Below are 16774 nucleotides of genomic sequence, written 5' to 3'. Positions count from 1 at the left end.
CGGAACCCCGCCGTTGCCGTTTGTGGCCTAGGATTTTCATCAGGACGTCATGAAGATACGCAGCAAATTGTTCGCCTTGGGGGCCGCCGGCATCGTGGCGATCGCGGTCGTGGCCGGTTGCTCGGTGGTGGGGCTGTTGCGCCTGAGCGCGGCGGTGGACGACTACGCGCAGCGGCGGGTGCCGGCGCTGGTGGCGCTGGGCGCGCTGAGGGAAGGGCAGGTGCAGATCGCCCGCCACAGCCTGGAGCCGCTGCAGTGGGCAGACGAGTATTCCATCGAGGCGCGCAACGAATGGGAGCGCATGCTGCAGTCGAAGGGCCGCACCTGGGCAGCGATGGAAGCCGCGCGGGCCGCCCTGTCCGAAGCGCCCGCCACCGATGCCGAGGCCGAGTCGCTGCGCACCTTCGATGCGGCGTTCCATGCTTGGGCAGAAAAGGAAAAACCGCTTACCGATCTGCTCAAGCAACTGGTGGAGGTGGACAGCGAGGAGCGACAGCGCTTCCTGCTCCTGAAATACCTGGCCGCCTACTCGGCGCAGGAGTCTTACTACGTGCAGGCGCAGCAGGCCATGCAGGCCCTGGCGGAGGCCGGCGCGCAGGCAGCGGCCGAGAGGGCGGCGCAACTGCGGCAGGCCAGCCGGGGCCTGGCAAGCCTGATCGCAGGCGTGGGACTCGCGGCCATCCTGTTGATGCTGGCCGGCGCCTGGCGCGCGGGGCGCGCCATCGTGGGCGCGATCGACGGCATGCGCGCGCGCCTGGCATCGATCGCTGACGACCTGGATTTCCGCCCCCGCGCGGATGTGCGCGGCAATGACGAGGTGGCGGACATGGCGCGCGCGCTGGACCGGCTGGTGGCGCGCATGCGTACGTCGCTGGCGGCGATGCAGGGTTTGTCGGCCACCATGAACGCGGCCGGGGACGAGGTGTCCGCCGGCGCGGCCGACGTGGCCGCGGGGGCCGCCCGCCAGAACGACGCCGCGGAACGCATGGCCGGATCCATGCAGGCGGTGGCCGCCAGCATGGCGCAAGTCGCGGCGTCGGTCGAGGAGGCGATCGGCCTGTCCCGCGATGCCTGTGGCCTGGCGCAGCGCGGCGGCGAGCTGATCGGGACGGCAGGCGGCCGGATGGACGCGATCGCAGGCCGGATGGCGGCGGCGTCGCGAGCCCTGGATGCGCTGGGCCGTCATGGCGAGTCGATCCGCCACGTGGCTCGCCTGATCTCCGACATCGCGGGGCAGACCAAGCTGCTGTCCCTGAACGCGGCGATCGAGGCGGCGCGGGCGGGCGAGGACGGCCGGGGTTTCGCGGTCGTGGCCGAGCAGGTCAGGACGCTGGCCGAGAAAAGCGCGGCCTCCAGCCTGCAGATCGGCCAGACCGTGGAACGTATCGCCGATGAAACGATGGCTGCCGCCGAATTGATGCGGGAAGTGGTGGAGGCGGTGGCGGTGGGACAGGCCAGCGCCGAGGAGGCGGGCCGTTTCATGGGCGAACTGCACTCGGGCTCGGAACGGGCGGCACGGGTGGTCGCCGCCATCGGGCAGGCGCTGCGCGAGCAGTCGTCGCTGAATGACGGGGTCGCGAGCCGCGTGGGCGACGTGGCCGGCATGGCCGGCCATTACCGGCAGGCGGCGGGCGCCATGGCGGCACAGGCAGCCAGCCTGCGGGAAACCGTTCGCACGGTCGACGCAACCGTCAATGCGTTCAGGGTGTCGTAAGCCTTGCCGCACGCGGTTTTTCCTGGGGCGCAGGGGTAGGGCGGCGTTTCGGTTGACTCAGGGTTTGCGCTATACTTTCGGTCGGACGAGCGTGGGTATGAAACATGCGTGTCCGACAGTTACCGCAGTAGCCGGTAAGACAGTTTTGGTTTTGCGCCATGCGCGCTGGCTTCACAACGCAGCGGTCCGCGCAAAAACATACATCCTTGCATGTAAGCACACGCAGGTGGTCTAGAATGGCGCCGGCTCCGGACGGGGCGGCAACAGGCGGCATTCGGCATGCCCGCCGCAAGGAAGTCTGGTCCGCATCCTGCCGATTTTGCAAATGACGCCTCGGGCATCCTCAGGCCCGTGGCGTGACTCGAACAGGTTACCTGATGAATATCGAGAGTTACCTTCCTGTCCTGCTGTTCATCATCGTGGGCAGCGTCATCGGTTTCGCGCTGATGTTCCTTGGCTCCGTGATCGGCCCGAACCGGCCGGACAGCGAAAAGCTCTCTCCGTACGAATGCGGCTTCGAGGCCTTCGAGGACGCGCGCATGAAGTTCGACGTGCGCTACTACCTCGTCGCCATCCTGTTCATCCTGTTCGACCTCGAGATCGCGTTTCTGTTTCCGTGGGCCATGGCCAACGAGCAGGTAGGCCTGCTGGGTTTCGGGACCGTGGCGGTATTTCTGGCCGTTCTCGTGATCGGCTTCATCTACGAATGGAAAAAGGGCGCGCTCGACTGGGAGTGATCCCAGCAGCACGCCGAAGGACACACCGGGTTTCATTCATGGCTATCGACGGAATTCTCAACGAAGGCTTCATCACCACGACCGCCGACAAGGTCATCAACTGGGCGAAGACGGGGTCGCTGTGGCCCATGACCTTCGGCCTGGCCTGTTGCGCGGTCGAAATGATGCACGCGGGCGCGGCGCGCTACGACCTTGACCGCTTCGGCATCATCTTCCGGCCCAGCCCGCGCCAGTCCGACCTGATGATCGTGGCCGGCACGCTGTGCAACAAGATGGCGCCGGCCTTGCGCAAGGTCTACGACCAGATGCCCGAGCCGCGCTGGGTGGTCTCCATGGGCTCGTGCGCCAACGGCGGCGGGTACTACCACTATTCCTATTCGGTGGTGCGCGGCTGCGATCGCATCGTGCCGGTCGACGTCTACGTCCCGGGCTGCCCCCCTACCGCCGAAGCGCTGGTGTACGGCTTGCTGCAACTGCAGAACAAGATCCGCCGCACCAATACCATCGCGCGTTGACCTCGATGCCGGTGTGCGCACTCTCCACTTCCATTTTCCCGACCGGACCGGCCCAGGCCCGTCCGGCGCCGTCTTTTGATCCGAGCGCTCATGACCAAGCTTGAAACCCTGCGCCAGAATCTGCTCAGCGCCTTGGGCGAAGATATCCGCCTGACACTCGCCCTGGGCGAGCTGACGCTCGAAGTGCCGGTGGACCGGTACGTGGAAGTGTGCCGGACGCTGCGCGACGATGCCGGGCTGCGCTTCGAGAGCTGCATCGACCTGTGCGGCATGGACTATTCCACCTACGGCAACGAGGTCCGCGAGACCGGACGCTTCGCCGTGGTGCTGCACCTGTTGTCGATCACGCACAACTGGCGCCTGCGCGTGCGCACCTGCGCGGCCGACGACGACATGCCGGTCGTGCCTTCCCTGGTGGACGTCTGGCCCGGCGTCAACTGGTACGAGCGCGAGGCCTTCGATTTCTTCGGCGTGCTGTTCGAGGGGCATCCCGACCTGCGCCGCATCCTGACCGACTACGGCTTCATCGGCCATCCCTTCCGCAAGGACTTCCCGCTGTCGGGCAACGTCGAGATGCGTTTCGACCCCGAGCAGAAACGGGTCATCTACCAGCCCGTCACCATCGAGCCGCGCGAGGTCACGCCTCGGGTCATCCGCGAAGACGGTTACGGAGCAGGGCGCTAATCATGGCAGAGATCAAGAACTACACCCTCAACTTCGGTCCCCAGCACCCGGCCGCGCACGGCGTGCTGCGGCTGGTGCTGGAACTGGACGGCGAAGTCATCCAGCGCGCCGACCCCCATATCGGGCTGCTGCACCGGGCCACGGAAAAGCTGGCCGAGCACAAGACCTTCCTGCAGGCCTTGCCCTACATGGACCGTCTCGACTACGTGTCCATGATGTGCAACGAGCACGCCTACGTCATGGCGATCGAGAAGATGCTGGGCGTGGAAGTGCCGCTGCGGGCGCAATACATCCGGGTGATGTTCGACGAGATCACCCGTATCCTGAATCACCTGATGTCCCTGGGCTCGCACGCCCTGGACGTGGGCGCGATGGCGGTGTTCCTGTACGCCTTCCGCGAGCGCGAGGACCTGATGGACTGCTATGAAGCGGTCTCGGGGGCCCGCATGCACGCGGCCTACTACCGCCCGGGCGGCGTCTATCGCGACCTGCCCGAGCGCATGCCGCAGTACCGCCCCAGCAAGCTGCGCAGCGAAAAGGAAATGAAGGCCCTGAACGAGGACCGTTCGGGTTCGCTGCTCGACTTCATCGAGTCCTTCACCAATCGCTTCCCGGCCTACGTCGACGAATACGAGACCCTGCTGACCGACAACCGGATCTGGAAACAGCGCCTGGTCGACGTCGGCATCGTCAGCCCCGAGCGCGCCAAGGCGCTGGGCTTCACCGGCCCCATGCTGCGCGGCTCGGGCATCGAGTGGGACCTGCGCAAGATGCAGCCCTACGAGGTCTACGACCTGGTCGACTTCGACGTGCCGGTGGGCGTGAACGGCGACTGCTACGACCGCTACCTCGTCCGCATCGAGGAAATGCGCCAGAGCAACCGCATCATCAAGCAGTGCGTGGAATGGCTGCGCAACAATCCCGGCCCGGTCATGACGAGCAACCACAAGGTCGCTCCGCCCAGCCGCGCCGAGATGAAGACCAGCATGGAAGAGCTGATCCACCATTTCAAGCTCTTCACCGAAGGTTTCCACGTGCCCCCGGGCGAGGCCTATGCCGCGGTCGAGCACCCCAAGGGCGAGTTCGGCATCTACCTGGTGTCCGACGGCGCGAACAAGCCGTACCGCCTGAAGATCCGCGCCCCGGGCTTTGCCCACTTGCAATCGCTGGACGAGATGGCGCGCGGCCATATGATCGCCGACGCCGTCACGATTATCGGCACGCAGGACATCGTGTTCGGCGAGATCGACCGCTGAACCCATGACCGCGTCCCAACCGGATACCACCATGCAGCTTTCCGAACAGGCCCTCAAGAAGATCGACCGCGAAGTCTCCAAGTACCCGGCCGAACAGAAACAGTCCGCCGTGATGGCGGCGCTGGCCATCGCGCAGGACGAGAAGGGCTGGCTGTCGCAAGAGGTGATGGAAGAAGTCGCGAACGTCCTGGGCATGCCGCCCATCGCCGTGCAGGAGGTCGCGACCTTCTACAACATGTACAACCTCAAGCCCATGGGCCGGTACAAGATCTCGGTCTGCACCAACCTGCCCTGTGCCCTGCGCGACGGAGAGAAGGCCGGGCATCACCTGAAGCAGAAGCTGGGTATCGATTATCGGGAAACGACCCCGGACGGCGTGTTCACGCTGATCGAGGGCGAATGCATGGGAGCCTGCGGCGACGCGCCCGTGCTGCTGGTGAACAACAAGCGTATGTGCATTCAGATGTCCGAGGCCAAGCTCGACGCGCTCGTCGATGAGTTGAAGGCCGAGGCGAATGCCGGAGGTGCAAAATGAGCGTGGCCGAACCGGTCATCAGCACGGCGTTCCACAACCGCCACATCGACCCGCAGATCATGGCGGGGCTGGACGGCGGCAACTGGCGCCTGAACGACTACGTCGCGCGCGGCGGCTACGAGGCCCTGCGCAAGATCCTGTCCACCGGCATGACGCCCGAGCAGGTCATCGCCGAGGTCAAGTCCTCGGGACTGCGCGGCCGTGGCGGCGCGGGCTTTCCGACCGGCCTGAAGTGGAGCTTCATGCCGCGCACCTTCCCGGGCCAGAAGTACCTGGTCTGCAATTCCGACGAAGGCGAGCCGGGCACGTTCAAGGATCGCGACATCCTGCGCTACAACCCGCACATCGTGATCGAGGGCATGGCCATCGCCGCCTACGCGATGGGCATCACCGTGGGCTACAACTACATCCACGGCGAGATCTTCGAGGTGTACGAGCGTTTCGAGGAAGCGCTGGAAGAGGCGCGCGCCGCCGGATTCCTGGGCAACAACATTCTCGGCTCGAGCTTCAGCTTCCAGCTGCATGCCCACCACGGCTACGGCGCCTACATCTGCGGCGAGGAAACCGCGCTGCTCGAATCGCTGGAAGGCAAGAAGGGCCAGCCGCGCTTCAAGCCGCCGTTCCCGGCCAGCTTCGGCCTGTATGGCAAGCCGACCACGATCAACAACACCGAGACCTTCGCCGCGGTGCCCTGGATCATCCGCAACGGCGGCGACGCCTACCTGCAGGTGGGCAAGCCCAACAATGGCGGCACCAAGCTGTTCTCGGTCTCGGGCGACGTCGAGTACCCGGGCAACTTCGAGGTGCCGATGGGCACGCCGTTCTCCAAGCTGCTGGAACTGGCCGGCGGCGTGCGGGGGGGCCGCAAGCTCAAGGCGGTGATTCCCGGCGGCTCCAGCGCTCCGGTGGTGCCCGCCGACATCATGATGGACTGCACGATGGACTACGACTCGATCGCCAAGGCCGGGTCGATGCTGGGCTCGGGCGCGGTCATCGTGATGGACGAGACGCGCTGCATGGTGAAGTCGCTGCTGCGCCTGTCGTACTTCTATTTCGAGGAAAGCTGCGGCCAGTGCACGCCGTGCCGCGAAGGTACGGGCTGGCTGTACCGCGTGGTCCATCGCATCGAGAGCGGCAAGGGCCGCCCGGAGGACCTGGACCTGCTCGATTCGGTGGCCGGCAACATCATGGGCCGCACGATCTGCGCGCTGGGCGATGCCGCGGCCATGCCGGTACGGGGCTTCCTGAAGCACTACCGCGACGAGTTCATGTACCACATCGAGCACAAGCACTGCCTGGTGCCCGAGTACCTGTAGCCGCCGGTCCGCGCGCAAAGCAAGTATTTACCGAAACGCACACGCCCCGCCCGATGACGGGGCAAACGGAAATAAGATGGTTGAAATTACGATCGACGGCAAGACAGTGGAGGTGGCCGAGGGCAGCATGATCATGCATGCCGCCCAGAAGGTCGGCCTTTACGTGCCGCATTTCTGCTATCACAAGAAGCTGTCGATCGCGGCGAACTGCCGCATGTGTCTGGTCGACGTCGAGAAGGCCCCCAAGCCGCTGCCCGCCTGTGCCACGCCGGTCAGCAACGGCATGGTGGTCCATACCGCTTCCGAGAAGGCCATCAACGCCCAGAAGGGCGTGATGGAGTTCCTGCTGATCAACCACCCGCTGGATTGCCCGATCTGCGACCAGGGCGGCGAGTGCCAACTGCAGGACCTGGCCGTGGGCTACGGCGGCTCTTCCTCGCGCTACAGCGAGGAAAAGCGCGTCGTGTTCCACAAGAACCTGGGCCCGCTGGTGTCGGCCGAGGAAATGGCCCGCTGCATCCAGTGCACCCGCTGCGTGCGCTTCGGCCAGGAGATCGCCGGCGTCATGGAGCTCGGCATGATCAACCGTGGCGAGCATTCCGAGATCACCACCTTCGTGGGCCGCGCGGTCGAGTCCGAACTGTCGGGCAACATGATCGACATCTGCCCGGTCGGCGCGCTTACGTCCAAGCCGTTCCGCTACAGCGCCCGGACCTGGGAGCTGGCCCGCCGCAAGTCGGTCAGTCCGCATGACAGCATCGGCGCCAACCTGATCGTCCAGGTCAAGAACGACCGCGTCATGCGCGTCGTGCCGTTCGAGAACGAAGCCGTCAACGAGTGCTGGATCAGCGACCGCGACCGCTTCTCGTACGAAGGCCTGAACAGCGAGGACCGCCTGTCCGTCCCGATGGTGCGCGGCACCGACGGACTGTGGAAGGAGGTCGAGTGGGCCGAGGCGCTGGACGCCGTGGCGGCCGGGCTGCAATCGGTCAAGAACAGCTACGGCGCCGGCCAGATCGGCGCGCTGGCGGCGCAATACGCCACGACCGAGGAATTCGCCCTGCTGGCGCGCCTGGTGCGTGCCCTGGGTTCCGACAACATCGATTTCCGCCTGCGCCAGACCGACGCGGGTTTCGACGCCGCGCGCAGCGGCGCCCCGTGGCTGGGCATGGCCCTGGCCGACATCGCCACGCTGGACCGCGTGCTGGTGGTCGGCTCGTTCCTGCGCAAGGACCACCCGCTGCTGGCCCAGCGCTTGCGCCAGGCCGCCAAGGCCGGCACGCAGGTCATCCTGGTCGACGTGGCGGCCGACGATCCGCTGATGCCCGTGGCCGGGCGCGTCACGGTCGCGCCGGCGGCGCTGCCGTCGGTGCTGGCGGAGATCGCCGTGGCGCTGGCCCAGGCCAAGGAAGCGGCCGTCGCGCCCGAACTGGCCGGCGTGCAGCCGGGCGAAGCGGCTCGCCGCATCGCCGAGCTGCTGGCTTCCGGCGAAAACACCGCCGTGCTGCTGGGCAACCTGGCGGTACAGCATCCGCAGGCCTCGACGCTGGCGGCCAACGCGCAACTGATCGCGCAGGCCACCGGCGCCCGCCTGGGCTTCACCACCGAGGGCGGCAACACGGTGGGCGGCTACCTGGCCGAAGCCGTGCCGGTGCGCGGCGGCAAGACCGCGGCGCAGATGTTCGCCGAGCCGCTCAAGGCCCATATCGTCGTGCATGCCGAGCCGGCGCTGGACGCGGCCGACGGCGTGGCCGCGCTGCGTGCGCTGCGCGCCGCGCAATTCAACGTCGCGCTGACCTCGTTCCGTTCCGCGGCCGAGGACTGGGCCCATGTGATGCTGCCCATCGCGCCGTTCACCGAAACCTCGGGCACCTTCGTCAATGCCGAGGGCAGGGCGCAGAGCTTCAAGGGCACGGTCCGCCCGCTGGGCCAGACGCGCCCGGGCTGGAAGGTGCTGCGCGTGCTGGGCAATGCGCTGGAACTGCCGGGCTTCGACGACGAGACTTCCGAATCCGTGCGCGACGCGGTGCTGGCCGGCGAGATCGCGCCGCGCCTGTCGAACGCCATCGGCGCCAAGCCTGGCGTGGGCGAGTCGGTCCAGGGCCTGCAGCGCGTGGCCGACGTGCCGGTGTTCTTCAGCGACGCCATCGTGCGCCGCGCCGGAGCGCTTCAGGCCACCCCGGCCGCCGACGTGCCCGAAGCCCGCGCCAACGCGGCCACCGTGGCCGGTCTGGGCCTGGCCGACGGCGACCGCGTGCGCGTGAAGTCGGCGACCGGCTCGGTCGAACTCTTTCTTTCCGTGGATGACGCAGTGCCCGCCGGCGCCGTGCGCATCGCCGCCGCCCATGCCTCGACCTTCGCGCTCGGCGGCGCATTCGAACAACTCAGCGTGGAGCGTGCCTGATGCAGTGGATCGACGTCATTCAGGCTCATGGAACGGAGCTGATCGGCCCGGCAGCCTGGTCGGTGGTGTGGAACATCGTCAAGATCGTCTGCATCGCGGTGCCCATCATCCTGTGCGTGGCCTATCTCACGTACTGGGAACGCAAGATGATCGGCTGGATGCACATCCGCCTCGGCCCCAACCGCGTGGGCCCGAAGGGGCTGCTGCAGCCGTTCGCCGACGTGCTGAAGCTGCTGACCAAGGAAGTGATCGTTCCCAGCAACGCCAACAAGGTGCTCTACATCGTGGCGCCCGCGGTGGTGCTGATGCCGGCGCTGGCCGCCTGGGCGGTGGTGCCGTTCGGTCCCGAGGTCGTGCTGGCCAACGTCAATGCCGGCCTGCTCTACATCATGGCGATCACCTCGCTGGGGGTCTACGGCGTGATCATCGCCGGCTGGGCCTCGAACTCGAAGTACGCCTTCCTGGGCGCGCTGCGCGCCTCGGCGCAGATGGTGTCCTATGAGCTGGCCATCGGTTTCGTGCTGGTGACGGTGCTGCTGGTGTCCGGCAGCCTGAACATGAGCGAGATCGTGCTCAAGCAGGCCGACGGACGCTTCGCCGGCATGGGGCTGACCTTCCTGTCGTGGAACTGGCTGCCGCTGCTGCCGCTGTTCGTGATCTACGTCATTTCCGCCGTAGCGGAAACCAACCGCCACCCGTTCGACGTGGTCGAGGGCGAGTCGGAAATCGTCGCCGGCCACATGGTGGAATATTCGGGCATGACCTTCGCCCTGTTCTTCCTGGGCGAATACGCCAACATGATCCTGTTGTCCGCGCTGGCCTCGATCATGTTCCTGGGCGGCTGGCTGCCTCCGGTCGATGTGGCGCCGCTGACCTGGGTGCCGGGCTGGATCTGGCTGGCGGTCAAGACGTTCTTCGTGGTCTCGTTGTTCATCTGGTTCCGTGCGTCTTTCCCGCGCTACCGCTACGACCAGATCATGCGCCTGGGCTGGAAGGTCTTCATCCCGCTGACGCTGGTCTGGCTGCTCGTGGTGGCGGTCTGGATGCAGACGCCCTGGAACATCTGGAAGTAATGCCCGCCCTGTGCGAGCCCAAGAATAGGCAGGACTGAATCATGCAAGCGATCAAGGAATTCTTCGGCAGCCTGATGCTGACCGAACTCCTCAAGGGATTGCGCCTGACGGGGCGGTACATGTTCGCCCGCAAGATCACGGTGCAGTATCCCGAGGAAAAGACCCCGATGTCCCCGCGCTTCCGGGGCCTGCATGCCTTGCGCCGCTACCCCAACGGGGAAGAGCGCTGCATCGCCTGCAAGCTGTGCGAGGCGGTCTGTCCGGCGGTGGCGATCACGATCGAATCCGAGGTGCGCGACGACGGCACGCGCCGTACCAACCGCTACGACATCGACCTGACCAAGTGCATCTTCTGCGGCTTCTGCGAAGAAAGCTGCCCGGTGGATTCCATCGTCGAGACGCACATCCACGAATATCACGGCGAACAGCGGGGCGACCTGTATTTCACCAAGGAAATGCTGCTGGCGGTCGGCGACCGCTATGAAGCCGAGATCGCGCAGAACCGTGCGCAGGACGCGAAATACCGGTAAACGAAACCCACACCATGACCGCCATACTGTTCTATATATTCGCCGCGATCCTCGTCGTGGCCGCCTGCCGGGTCATCGTCGCGCGCAGCCCCGTCACCGCCGTCATGCACCTGGTGCTGTCGTTCTTCACCGCCTCCATGATCTGGATGCTGCTGAAGGCGGAGTTCCTCGCCATCCTGCTGGTGCTCGTGTACGTGGGCGCGGTGATGGTGCTGTTCCTGTTCGTCGTGATGATGCTGGACATCGACAGCGCCAAGCTGCGCCAGGGCTTCAAGACCTACCTGCCGCTGGGCATCGTGGTGGGCGCCATCATGGTCGGGGAAATGGCCTTCGTGCTGGCCAATGCCTATTGGGACCCCAGCGTGCCGCAGGCGCCGGCCGACTTCAACAACACGCGCGCCATCGGCGTGGCGATGTACACCGAGTACATCTACGCCGTCGAGATCGCCGCCGTGATCCTGCTGGTGGGCATGGTCGCCGCCATCGCGCTCACGCTGCGCCGCCGCTCCGACGTCAAGGTGACCCGGCCGTCCGAGCAGATCCGCGTGCGTCGCCAGGACCGCGTCCGCCTGGTATCGATTCCGTCGCAAACCGAAAATTCCCGGGAAGGCGAGGGCGCCCAGGCGCCTGCCGCCACCGAACCCAAGGGAAGCCAACCATGACCCTGACCCTAGGCCACTTCCTCGTGCTGGGCGCGATCCTGTTCGCGATCAGCATCGTCGGCATCTTCCTCAACCGCAAGAACATCATCGTGCTGCTGATGGCGATCGAACTGATGCTGCTGGCGGTGAACATGAATTTCGTCGCTTTCTCCAGCTGGATGGGCGATCTGAGCGGGCAGGTGTTCGTGTTCTTCATCCTGACCGTGGCGGCCGCCGAGTCCGCCATCGGCCTGGCGATCCTGGTTGTATTGTTCCGCAACCTGAACACGATCAATGTTGATGAACTTGACCGGCTGAAGGGCTGACGGTCCGGGCTACGAGAAAATCAAGACATGTCGGTACCTAAGCTCTATCTCCTCATCGCTTTCGCCCCGCTGGTCGGGTCCGCCATCGCCGGCCTGTTCGGCACCGGCTTCCTCGGACGCTGGGTCGGCCGCGCCGGCGCGCACTGGGTCACGATCCTGGGCGTGCTGGTCTCGGCCATCGGCTCGGCCTTCGTGCTGCAGGACGTCCTGGCGGGCAACACCTTCAACGGCACGCTCTACACCTGGAGCGCGATCGGCGGCATCAAGCTGGAAATCGGCTTCATGATCGACACGCTGTCGGCCATGATGATGGTGGTGGTCACCTCGGTGTCGCTGATGGTGCACATCTACACCATCGGCTACATGAAGGACGATCCCGGCTACCAGCGCTTCTTCGCCTACATCTCGCTGTTCACCTTCTCGATGCTGATGCTGGTCATGTCCAACAACATGCTCCAGCTCTTCTTCGGCTGGGAAGCCGTGGGCCTGGTGTCCTACCTGCTGATCGGCTTCTGGTACACCCGTCCCACCGCGATCTTCGCCAACATGAAGGCCTTCCTGGTCAACCGGGTAGGGGACTTCGGCTTCGTGCTGGGCATCGGCCTGTTGTTCGCCTACGCCGGCTCGATGAACTACACCGAAGTGTTCTCGCAGTCCGACAAACTGGCCGGCCTGACCTTCCCGGGCACCGACTGGATGCTGCTGAGCGTGGCCTGCATCGCGCTGTTCGTGGGCGCCATGGGCAAGTCGGCGCAGTTCCCGCTGCACGTCTGGCTGCCCGATTCGATGGAAGGCCCGACCCCGATCTCCGCGCTGATCCACGCCGCCACCATGGTGACGGCGGGCATCTTCATGGTGGCGCGTTTCTCGCCGCTGTTCGAGCTGTCGCCCACCGCGCTGTCGTTCATCATCATCATCGGCGCGATCACCGCGCTGTTCATGGGCTTCCTGGGCATCATCCAGAACGACATCAAGCGCGTGGTGGCCTATTCCACGCTGTCGCAGCTGGGCTACATGACCGTCGCGCTGGGCGCCTCGGCCTACTCGGTGGCGATCTTCCACCTGATGACCCACGCCTTCTTCAAGGCGCTGCTGTTCCTGGCGGCGGGCTCGGTCATCATCGGCATGCACCACGACCAGGACATCCGCAACATGGGCGGCCTGCGCAAGTACATGCCCATCACCTGGATCACCTTCCTGCTGGGTTCGCTGGCGCTGATCGGCACGCCGTTCTTCGCCGGCTTCTACTCGAAGGAAAACATCATCGAGGCGGCCAAGCTGTCCCACGTCTGGGGGTCGGGCTTCGCCTACTTCGCGGTGCTGGCCGGCGTTTTCGTGACGGCGTTCTACTCGTTCCGCCTGTACTTCCTGGTCTTCCACGGCAAGGAGCGCTTCGACACCTCGGGCGCGCACGGGCATGGACACGACGACCACGCGCACGATGGCCATGACGACCACGGCCACGACGACCACCATCACGGCGGCGTGCCGCACGAGTCGCCCGCCGTGGTGACGGTGCCGCTGGTGCTGCTGGCCATCCCGTCGGTGGTGATCGGCGCGATCGCGATCGGCCCCATGCTGTTCGGCGACTTCTTCAAGGGCGTGATCTTCAATTCGCCCGATCGCCCCGTCATGGAGCACCTGGCCGAGGACTTCCACGGCTGGGTGGCCTACGGGCTGCATGCGTTCAGTACCGTGCCGTTCTGGCTGATGCTGGCCGGCGTGGTCCTGGCGTGGTTCTTCTACATGGTCAAGCCGGCCATTCCCGCCGCCATCAAGGCTCGCGCAGGCTGGTTGTACAACCTGCTCGACAACAAGTACTACATGGACAAGATCAACGAAGCCGTGTTCGCGCGCGGTGCCCGCGCGCTGGGCGGCGGCTTCTGGAAGGTGGGCGACAAGTCCCTGATCGACGGCCTCCTGGTCAACGGCAGCGCCCGTCTGGTGGGCTGGTTCGCCGGGGTGGTCCGCCACCTGCAATCGGGCTACATCTATCACTACGCCTTCGCCATGATCATCGGCATCATGGCCCTGGTGACCTTCTTCGTCCTGCTGAACAATTGATGGCAAGCGATATGGCTCAAACTTCTTTTCCGTGGCTCTCGCTTGCGATCTTCACCCCGATCGTCTTCGGCATCCTGGTGCTGGCGGTGGGCCGAGACAGCAACCCCACCGTCGCCCGCGTGCTGGCGCTGATCGGCGCGATCGCCGGCTTCCTGGTCACCCTGCCGCTTTACACCGGCTTCGACGCCTCGACGGCGCAGATGCAGTTCGTCGAGAAGGCCGCCTGGATCGCCGAGTACGGCGTGTCCTATTACCTGGGCGTGGACGGCATCTCGCTGTGGTTCGTCCTGCTGACGGCCTTCATCACCATCATCGTGGTGCTGGCCGGGTGGGAAGTCATCACCAGCCGCGTCGCCCAGTACATGGGCGCCTTTCTGATCCTGTCGGGCCTGATGATAGGCGTGTTCGCGGCACTGGACGGCCTCCTGTTCTACGTGTTCTTCGAGGCCACGCTGATCCCGATGTACATCATCATCGGCGTGTGGGGCGGCCCCAACCGGGTCTACGCGGCGTTCAAGTTCTTCCTGTACACGCTGCTGGGTTCGCTGCTGACGCTGGTCGCGTTCATCTACCTGTGGCATTCGGCCGGCGGCACGTTCGACATCCTGGCCTGGCACAAGCTGCCGCTGGGCCAGACCGAGCAGATCCTGATCTTCCTGGCCTTCCTGATGGCTTTCGCGGTGAAGGTGCCGATGTGGCCGGTCCACACCTGGCTTCCCGACGCCCACGTCGAGGCGCCCACGGGCGGCTCGGTGGTGCTGGCCGCCATCATGCTGAAGCTGGGCGCCTACGGCTTCCTGCGGCTGTCGCTGCCCATCGTGCCCGACGCCGCGCATAGCCTGTCGGGCCTGATGATCGCGCTGTCGCTGATCGCCGTCATCTACATCGGCCTGGTGGCGCTGGTTCAGGACGACATGAAGAAGCTGGTCGCGTATTCGTCCGTGGCGCACATGGGCTTCGTGACCCTGGGCTTCTTCATCTTCAACACCGCCGGCGTCGAGGGCGCCATCGTGCAGATGGTCTCGCACGGCTTCGTGTCGGGCGCGATGTTCCTGTGCATAGGCGTGCTGTACGACCGCGTGCACTCGCGCCGCATCGCCGACTACGGCGGCGTGGTCAACACCATGCCGAAGTTCGCCACGTTCTTCGTGCTGTTCTCGATGGCCAACAGCGGCCTGCCGGCCACCAGCGGCTTCGTGGGCGAATTCTTCGTCATCATGGGCTCGGTCGAGTACAACTTCTGGATCGGCCTGCTGGCCGCCACGGCCCTGATCCTGGGCGCCGCGTACTCGCTGTGGATGGTCAAGCGCGTCGTGTTCGGCGACATCACCCACCAGCACGTGCGCGAGCTGGCCGACGTCAACGCCCGCGAGTTCTTCATCCTGGGCGTGATGGCCATCGCCGTGCTGTACATGGGCGTCCATCCCGCGCCCTTCACCGACGTGATGCACGTCTCGGTCGACGCGCTGCTCAAGCATGTCGCCATTTCGAAACTGTAAGACGCCGGACGTTACGCAATGGAATTCGCCAATCTGAACCTGTCTCTCGTCGCGCCGGAGATCACACTGCTGGTGCTGACGTCCGCCATCCTGCTGATCGACCTGTTCGTCAAGGATGAAGGCCGCGCGGTGACGCACATCCTGTCCCTGGCCGCACTGGTGGCGCTGACCTGGATGAGCCTGTCGGACCTGGCCTCGGGCGTGCAGGGCACGGCCTTCGACGGCATGTACGTGGCGGACAGCCTGGGCCACGTGCTCAAGGTGTTCTCGTATATCGCGGTAGGCGTGACGCTGATCTACGGCAAGGCTTACGCCAAGGACCGCGGCATGCTGCGCGGCGGCGAGCTGTACGTGCTGTCGCTGCTGGCGCTGCTGGGCCAGATGGTCATGATCTCGGCCGGCAACATGCTGACGATCTACCTCGGCCTGGAGCTGATGTCGCTGTCGTTCTACGCGCTGGTCGCGCTGCGCCGCGAGCACACCGTGTCCACCGAGGCCGCCATGAAGTACTTCGTGCTGGGCGCGCTGGCCTCGGGCTTGCTGCTGTACGGCATGTCCATGATCTACGGCGCCACCGGCACGCTGAACCTGGCCGGCATCGCCCGCGCCACCTCCGGCGCGACCGACAACCACATGATCCTGGTCTTCGGCCTGGTGTTCCTGGTCGCGGGCCTGGCGTTCAAGCTCGGCGTCGTGCCGTTCCACATGTGGGTGCCCGACGTCTACCAGGGCGCGCCCACGGCCGTGACGCTGCTGCTGGGCGGCGCGCCCAAGCTGGCCGCGTTCGCCATCGTGCTGCGCCTGCTGGTCGACGGCCTGTTCGGCCTGGCGGCCGACTGGCAGCCCATGCTGGCGATCATGGCCGTGCTGTCGCTGGCCATCGGCAATCTCGCCGCCATCATGCAGTCCAACATCAAGCGCATGCTGGCCTATTCGACCATCTCGCACATGGGTTTCGTGCTGCTGGGCCTGATGTCCGGCGTGATCGAGGGCAGCGCCTTCAACGCCCAGAACGCCTATACGTCGGCCATGTTCTACGTGGTCGTCTATGTGCTGACCACGCTCAGCTCGTTCGGCGTGCTGATGCTGCTGTCGCGCTCGGGCTTCGAGTGCGAGAACGTCGACGACCTGAAGGGCCTGAACCGCCGCAACCCGTGGTTCGCCGGCGTAATGCTGGTGCAGATGTTCTCGCTCACCGGCATTCCGCCCACGGTCGGCTTCTACGCCAAGCTGGCGGTGTTGCAGTCGCTGATCCAGACCAACCACGTCGTGCTGGCCGTGGTGGCCGTGCTGTTCTCGCTGATCGGCGCCTTCTACTACCTGCGGGTGGTGAAGGTCGTGTACTTCGACGATCCGGTCGACCAGGCCCCGCTGCAGGGTTCGGCCGGTTTCCGCACCGTGCTGTCGGTCAACGGCGTGCTGCTGTTGGTCCTGGGCGTGTTCCCCGCGCCGCTGGTCGCCCTGTGCGCCCAGGCCATCT

15 protein-coding genes are annotated in these 16774 nt (G+C 65.6%); all 15 read left to right on the top strand.

Annotation, left to right across the window (positions count from 1 at the left end):
* Window positions 1-49: 49 nt before the first annotated feature.
* Window positions 50-1714 (top strand): methyl-accepting chemotaxis protein, encoded by a 1665-nt coding sequence (locus N5K27_RS22995; protein WP_132980001.1) that lies wholly within the window; start codon window positions 50-52, stop codon window positions 1712-1714.
* A 377-nt stretch (window positions 1715-2091) separates the two neighbouring features.
* Window positions 2092-2451 carry an NADH-quinone oxidoreductase subunit A gene (locus N5K27_RS22990; RefSeq protein WP_087839409.1) on the top strand — a complete coding sequence of 120 codons (360 nt, stop codon included), beginning with the start codon at window positions 2092-2094 and terminating at the stop codon, window positions 2449-2451.
* Window positions 2452-2489: 38 nt separating this feature from the next.
* Window positions 2490-2966, top strand: coding sequence for an NADH-quinone oxidoreductase subunit B (locus N5K27_RS22985; RefSeq protein WP_087779235.1), 477 nt, complete (start codon window positions 2490-2492; stop codon window positions 2964-2966).
* 90 nt (window positions 2967-3056) lie between these two features.
* Entirely contained in the window at window positions 3057-3650 is a 594-nt protein-coding gene (locus tag N5K27_RS22980; RefSeq protein ID WP_132980003.1) for an NADH-quinone oxidoreductase subunit C, read from the top strand.
* A gap of 2 nt (window positions 3651-3652) precedes the next feature.
* Complete coding sequence (locus tag N5K27_RS22975; RefSeq protein WP_132980004.1) at window positions 3653-4906, top strand: NADH-quinone oxidoreductase subunit D; 1254 nt, start codon at window positions 3653-3655, stop codon at window positions 4904-4906.
* A gap of 31 nt (window positions 4907-4937) precedes the next feature.
* Complete coding sequence (gene nuoE / locus N5K27_RS22970; protein WP_132980005.1) at window positions 4938-5441, top strand: NADH-quinone oxidoreductase subunit NuoE; 504 nt, start codon at window positions 4938-4940, stop codon at window positions 5439-5441.
* Complete coding sequence (gene nuoF / locus N5K27_RS22965; protein ID WP_132980006.1) at window positions 5438-6757, top strand: NADH-quinone oxidoreductase subunit NuoF; 1320 nt, start codon at window positions 5438-5440, stop codon at window positions 6755-6757. The genes nuoE and nuoF overlap by 4 nt, the downstream gene beginning before the upstream one ends.
* 76 nt (window positions 6758-6833) lie before the next feature.
* Window positions 6834-9161 carry an NADH-quinone oxidoreductase subunit NuoG gene (gene nuoG, locus N5K27_RS22960; protein WP_132980007.1) on the top strand — a complete coding sequence of 776 codons (2328 nt, stop codon included), beginning with the start codon at window positions 6834-6836 and terminating at the stop codon, window positions 9159-9161.
* Entirely contained in the window at window positions 9161-10234 is a 1074-nt protein-coding gene (gene nuoH, locus N5K27_RS22955) for an NADH-quinone oxidoreductase subunit NuoH (protein WP_132980008.1), read from the top strand. The genes nuoG and nuoH overlap by 1 nt, the downstream gene beginning before the upstream one ends.
* 41 nt (window positions 10235-10275) lie before the next feature.
* Complete coding sequence (gene nuoI, locus N5K27_RS22950; protein WP_132980009.1) at window positions 10276-10764, top strand: NADH-quinone oxidoreductase subunit NuoI; 489 nt, start codon at window positions 10276-10278, stop codon at window positions 10762-10764.
* Window positions 10765-10778: 14 nt separating this feature from the next.
* On the top strand, window positions 10779-11426 hold the full coding sequence (locus tag N5K27_RS22945; protein WP_132980010.1) for an NADH-quinone oxidoreductase subunit J: 648 nt from the start codon (window positions 10779-10781) through the stop codon (window positions 11424-11426).
* Window positions 11423-11731 carry an NADH-quinone oxidoreductase subunit NuoK gene (nuoK, locus tag N5K27_RS22940; RefSeq protein WP_087779243.1) on the top strand — a complete coding sequence of 103 codons (309 nt, stop codon included), beginning with the start codon at window positions 11423-11425 and terminating at the stop codon, window positions 11729-11731. The genes N5K27_RS22945 and nuoK overlap by 4 nt, the downstream gene beginning before the upstream one ends.
* 27 nt (window positions 11732-11758) lie before the next feature.
* Entirely contained in the window at window positions 11759-13795 is a 2037-nt protein-coding gene (nuoL, locus tag N5K27_RS22935) for an NADH-quinone oxidoreductase subunit L (RefSeq protein ID WP_132980011.1), read from the top strand.
* Between the two features lie 11 nt (window positions 13796-13806).
* Window positions 13807-15294, top strand: coding sequence for an NADH-quinone oxidoreductase subunit M (locus N5K27_RS22930; protein ID WP_165963206.1), 1488 nt, complete (start codon window positions 13807-13809; stop codon window positions 15292-15294).
* Between the two features lie 18 nt (window positions 15295-15312).
* Window positions 15313-16774 (top strand): NADH-quinone oxidoreductase subunit NuoN (gene nuoN, locus N5K27_RS22925; protein WP_279819217.1); only part of this gene is annotated, 1462 nt, incomplete at its 3' end.

The organism is Pigmentiphaga sp. GD03639, assembly GCF_029845405.1.
GTDB classification, from domain to species: Bacteria; Pseudomonadota; Gammaproteobacteria; order Burkholderiales; family Burkholderiaceae_B; genus Pigmentiphaga; species Pigmentiphaga daeguensis.
Note: the sequence above shows the minus strand (reverse complement) of the source record. Positions and strands in the feature narration are given on the sequence as shown.

Bases quoted from the DNA above. Each gene is read 5' to 3' on its own strand.
- N5K27_RS22995 (WP_132980001.1), top strand. From the start codon at position 50: ATGAAGATACGCAGCAAATTGTTCGCCTTGGGGGCCGCCGGCATCGTG.
- nuoL (WP_132980011.1), top strand. From the start codon at position 11,759: ATGTCGGTACCTAAGCTCTATCTCCTCATCGCTTTCGCCCCGCTGGTC.
- nuoK (WP_087779243.1), top strand. From the start codon at position 11,423: ATGACCCTGACCCTAGGCCACTTCCTCGTGCTGGGCGCGATCCTGTTC.
- nuoE (WP_132980005.1), top strand. From the start codon at position 4,938: ATGCAGCTTTCCGAACAGGCCCTCAAGAAGATCGACCGCGAAGTCTCC.
- N5K27_RS22985 (WP_087779235.1), top strand. From the start codon at position 2,490: ATGGCTATCGACGGAATTCTCAACGAAGGCTTCATCACCACGACCGCC.
- N5K27_RS22945 (WP_132980010.1), top strand. From the start codon at position 10,779: ATGACCGCCATACTGTTCTATATATTCGCCGCGATCCTCGTCGTGGCC.
- N5K27_RS22975 (WP_132980004.1), top strand. From the start codon at position 3,653: ATGGCAGAGATCAAGAACTACACCCTCAACTTCGGTCCCCAGCACCCG.
- nuoG (WP_132980007.1), top strand. From the start codon at position 6,834: ATGGTTGAAATTACGATCGACGGCAAGACAGTGGAGGTGGCCGAGGGC.
- nuoH (WP_132980008.1), top strand. From the start codon at position 9,161: ATGCAGTGGATCGACGTCATTCAGGCTCATGGAACGGAGCTGATCGGC.
- N5K27_RS22990 (WP_087839409.1), top strand. From the start codon at position 2,092: ATGAATATCGAGAGTTACCTTCCTGTCCTGCTGTTCATCATCGTGGGC.
- N5K27_RS22930 (WP_165963206.1), top strand. From the start codon at position 13,807: ATGGCTCAAACTTCTTTTCCGTGGCTCTCGCTTGCGATCTTCACCCCG.
- N5K27_RS22980 (WP_132980003.1), top strand. From the start codon at position 3,057: ATGACCAAGCTTGAAACCCTGCGCCAGAATCTGCTCAGCGCCTTGGGC.
- nuoF (WP_132980006.1), top strand. From the start codon at position 5,438: ATGAGCGTGGCCGAACCGGTCATCAGCACGGCGTTCCACAACCGCCAC.
- nuoI (WP_132980009.1), top strand. From the start codon at position 10,276: ATGCAAGCGATCAAGGAATTCTTCGGCAGCCTGATGCTGACCGAACTC.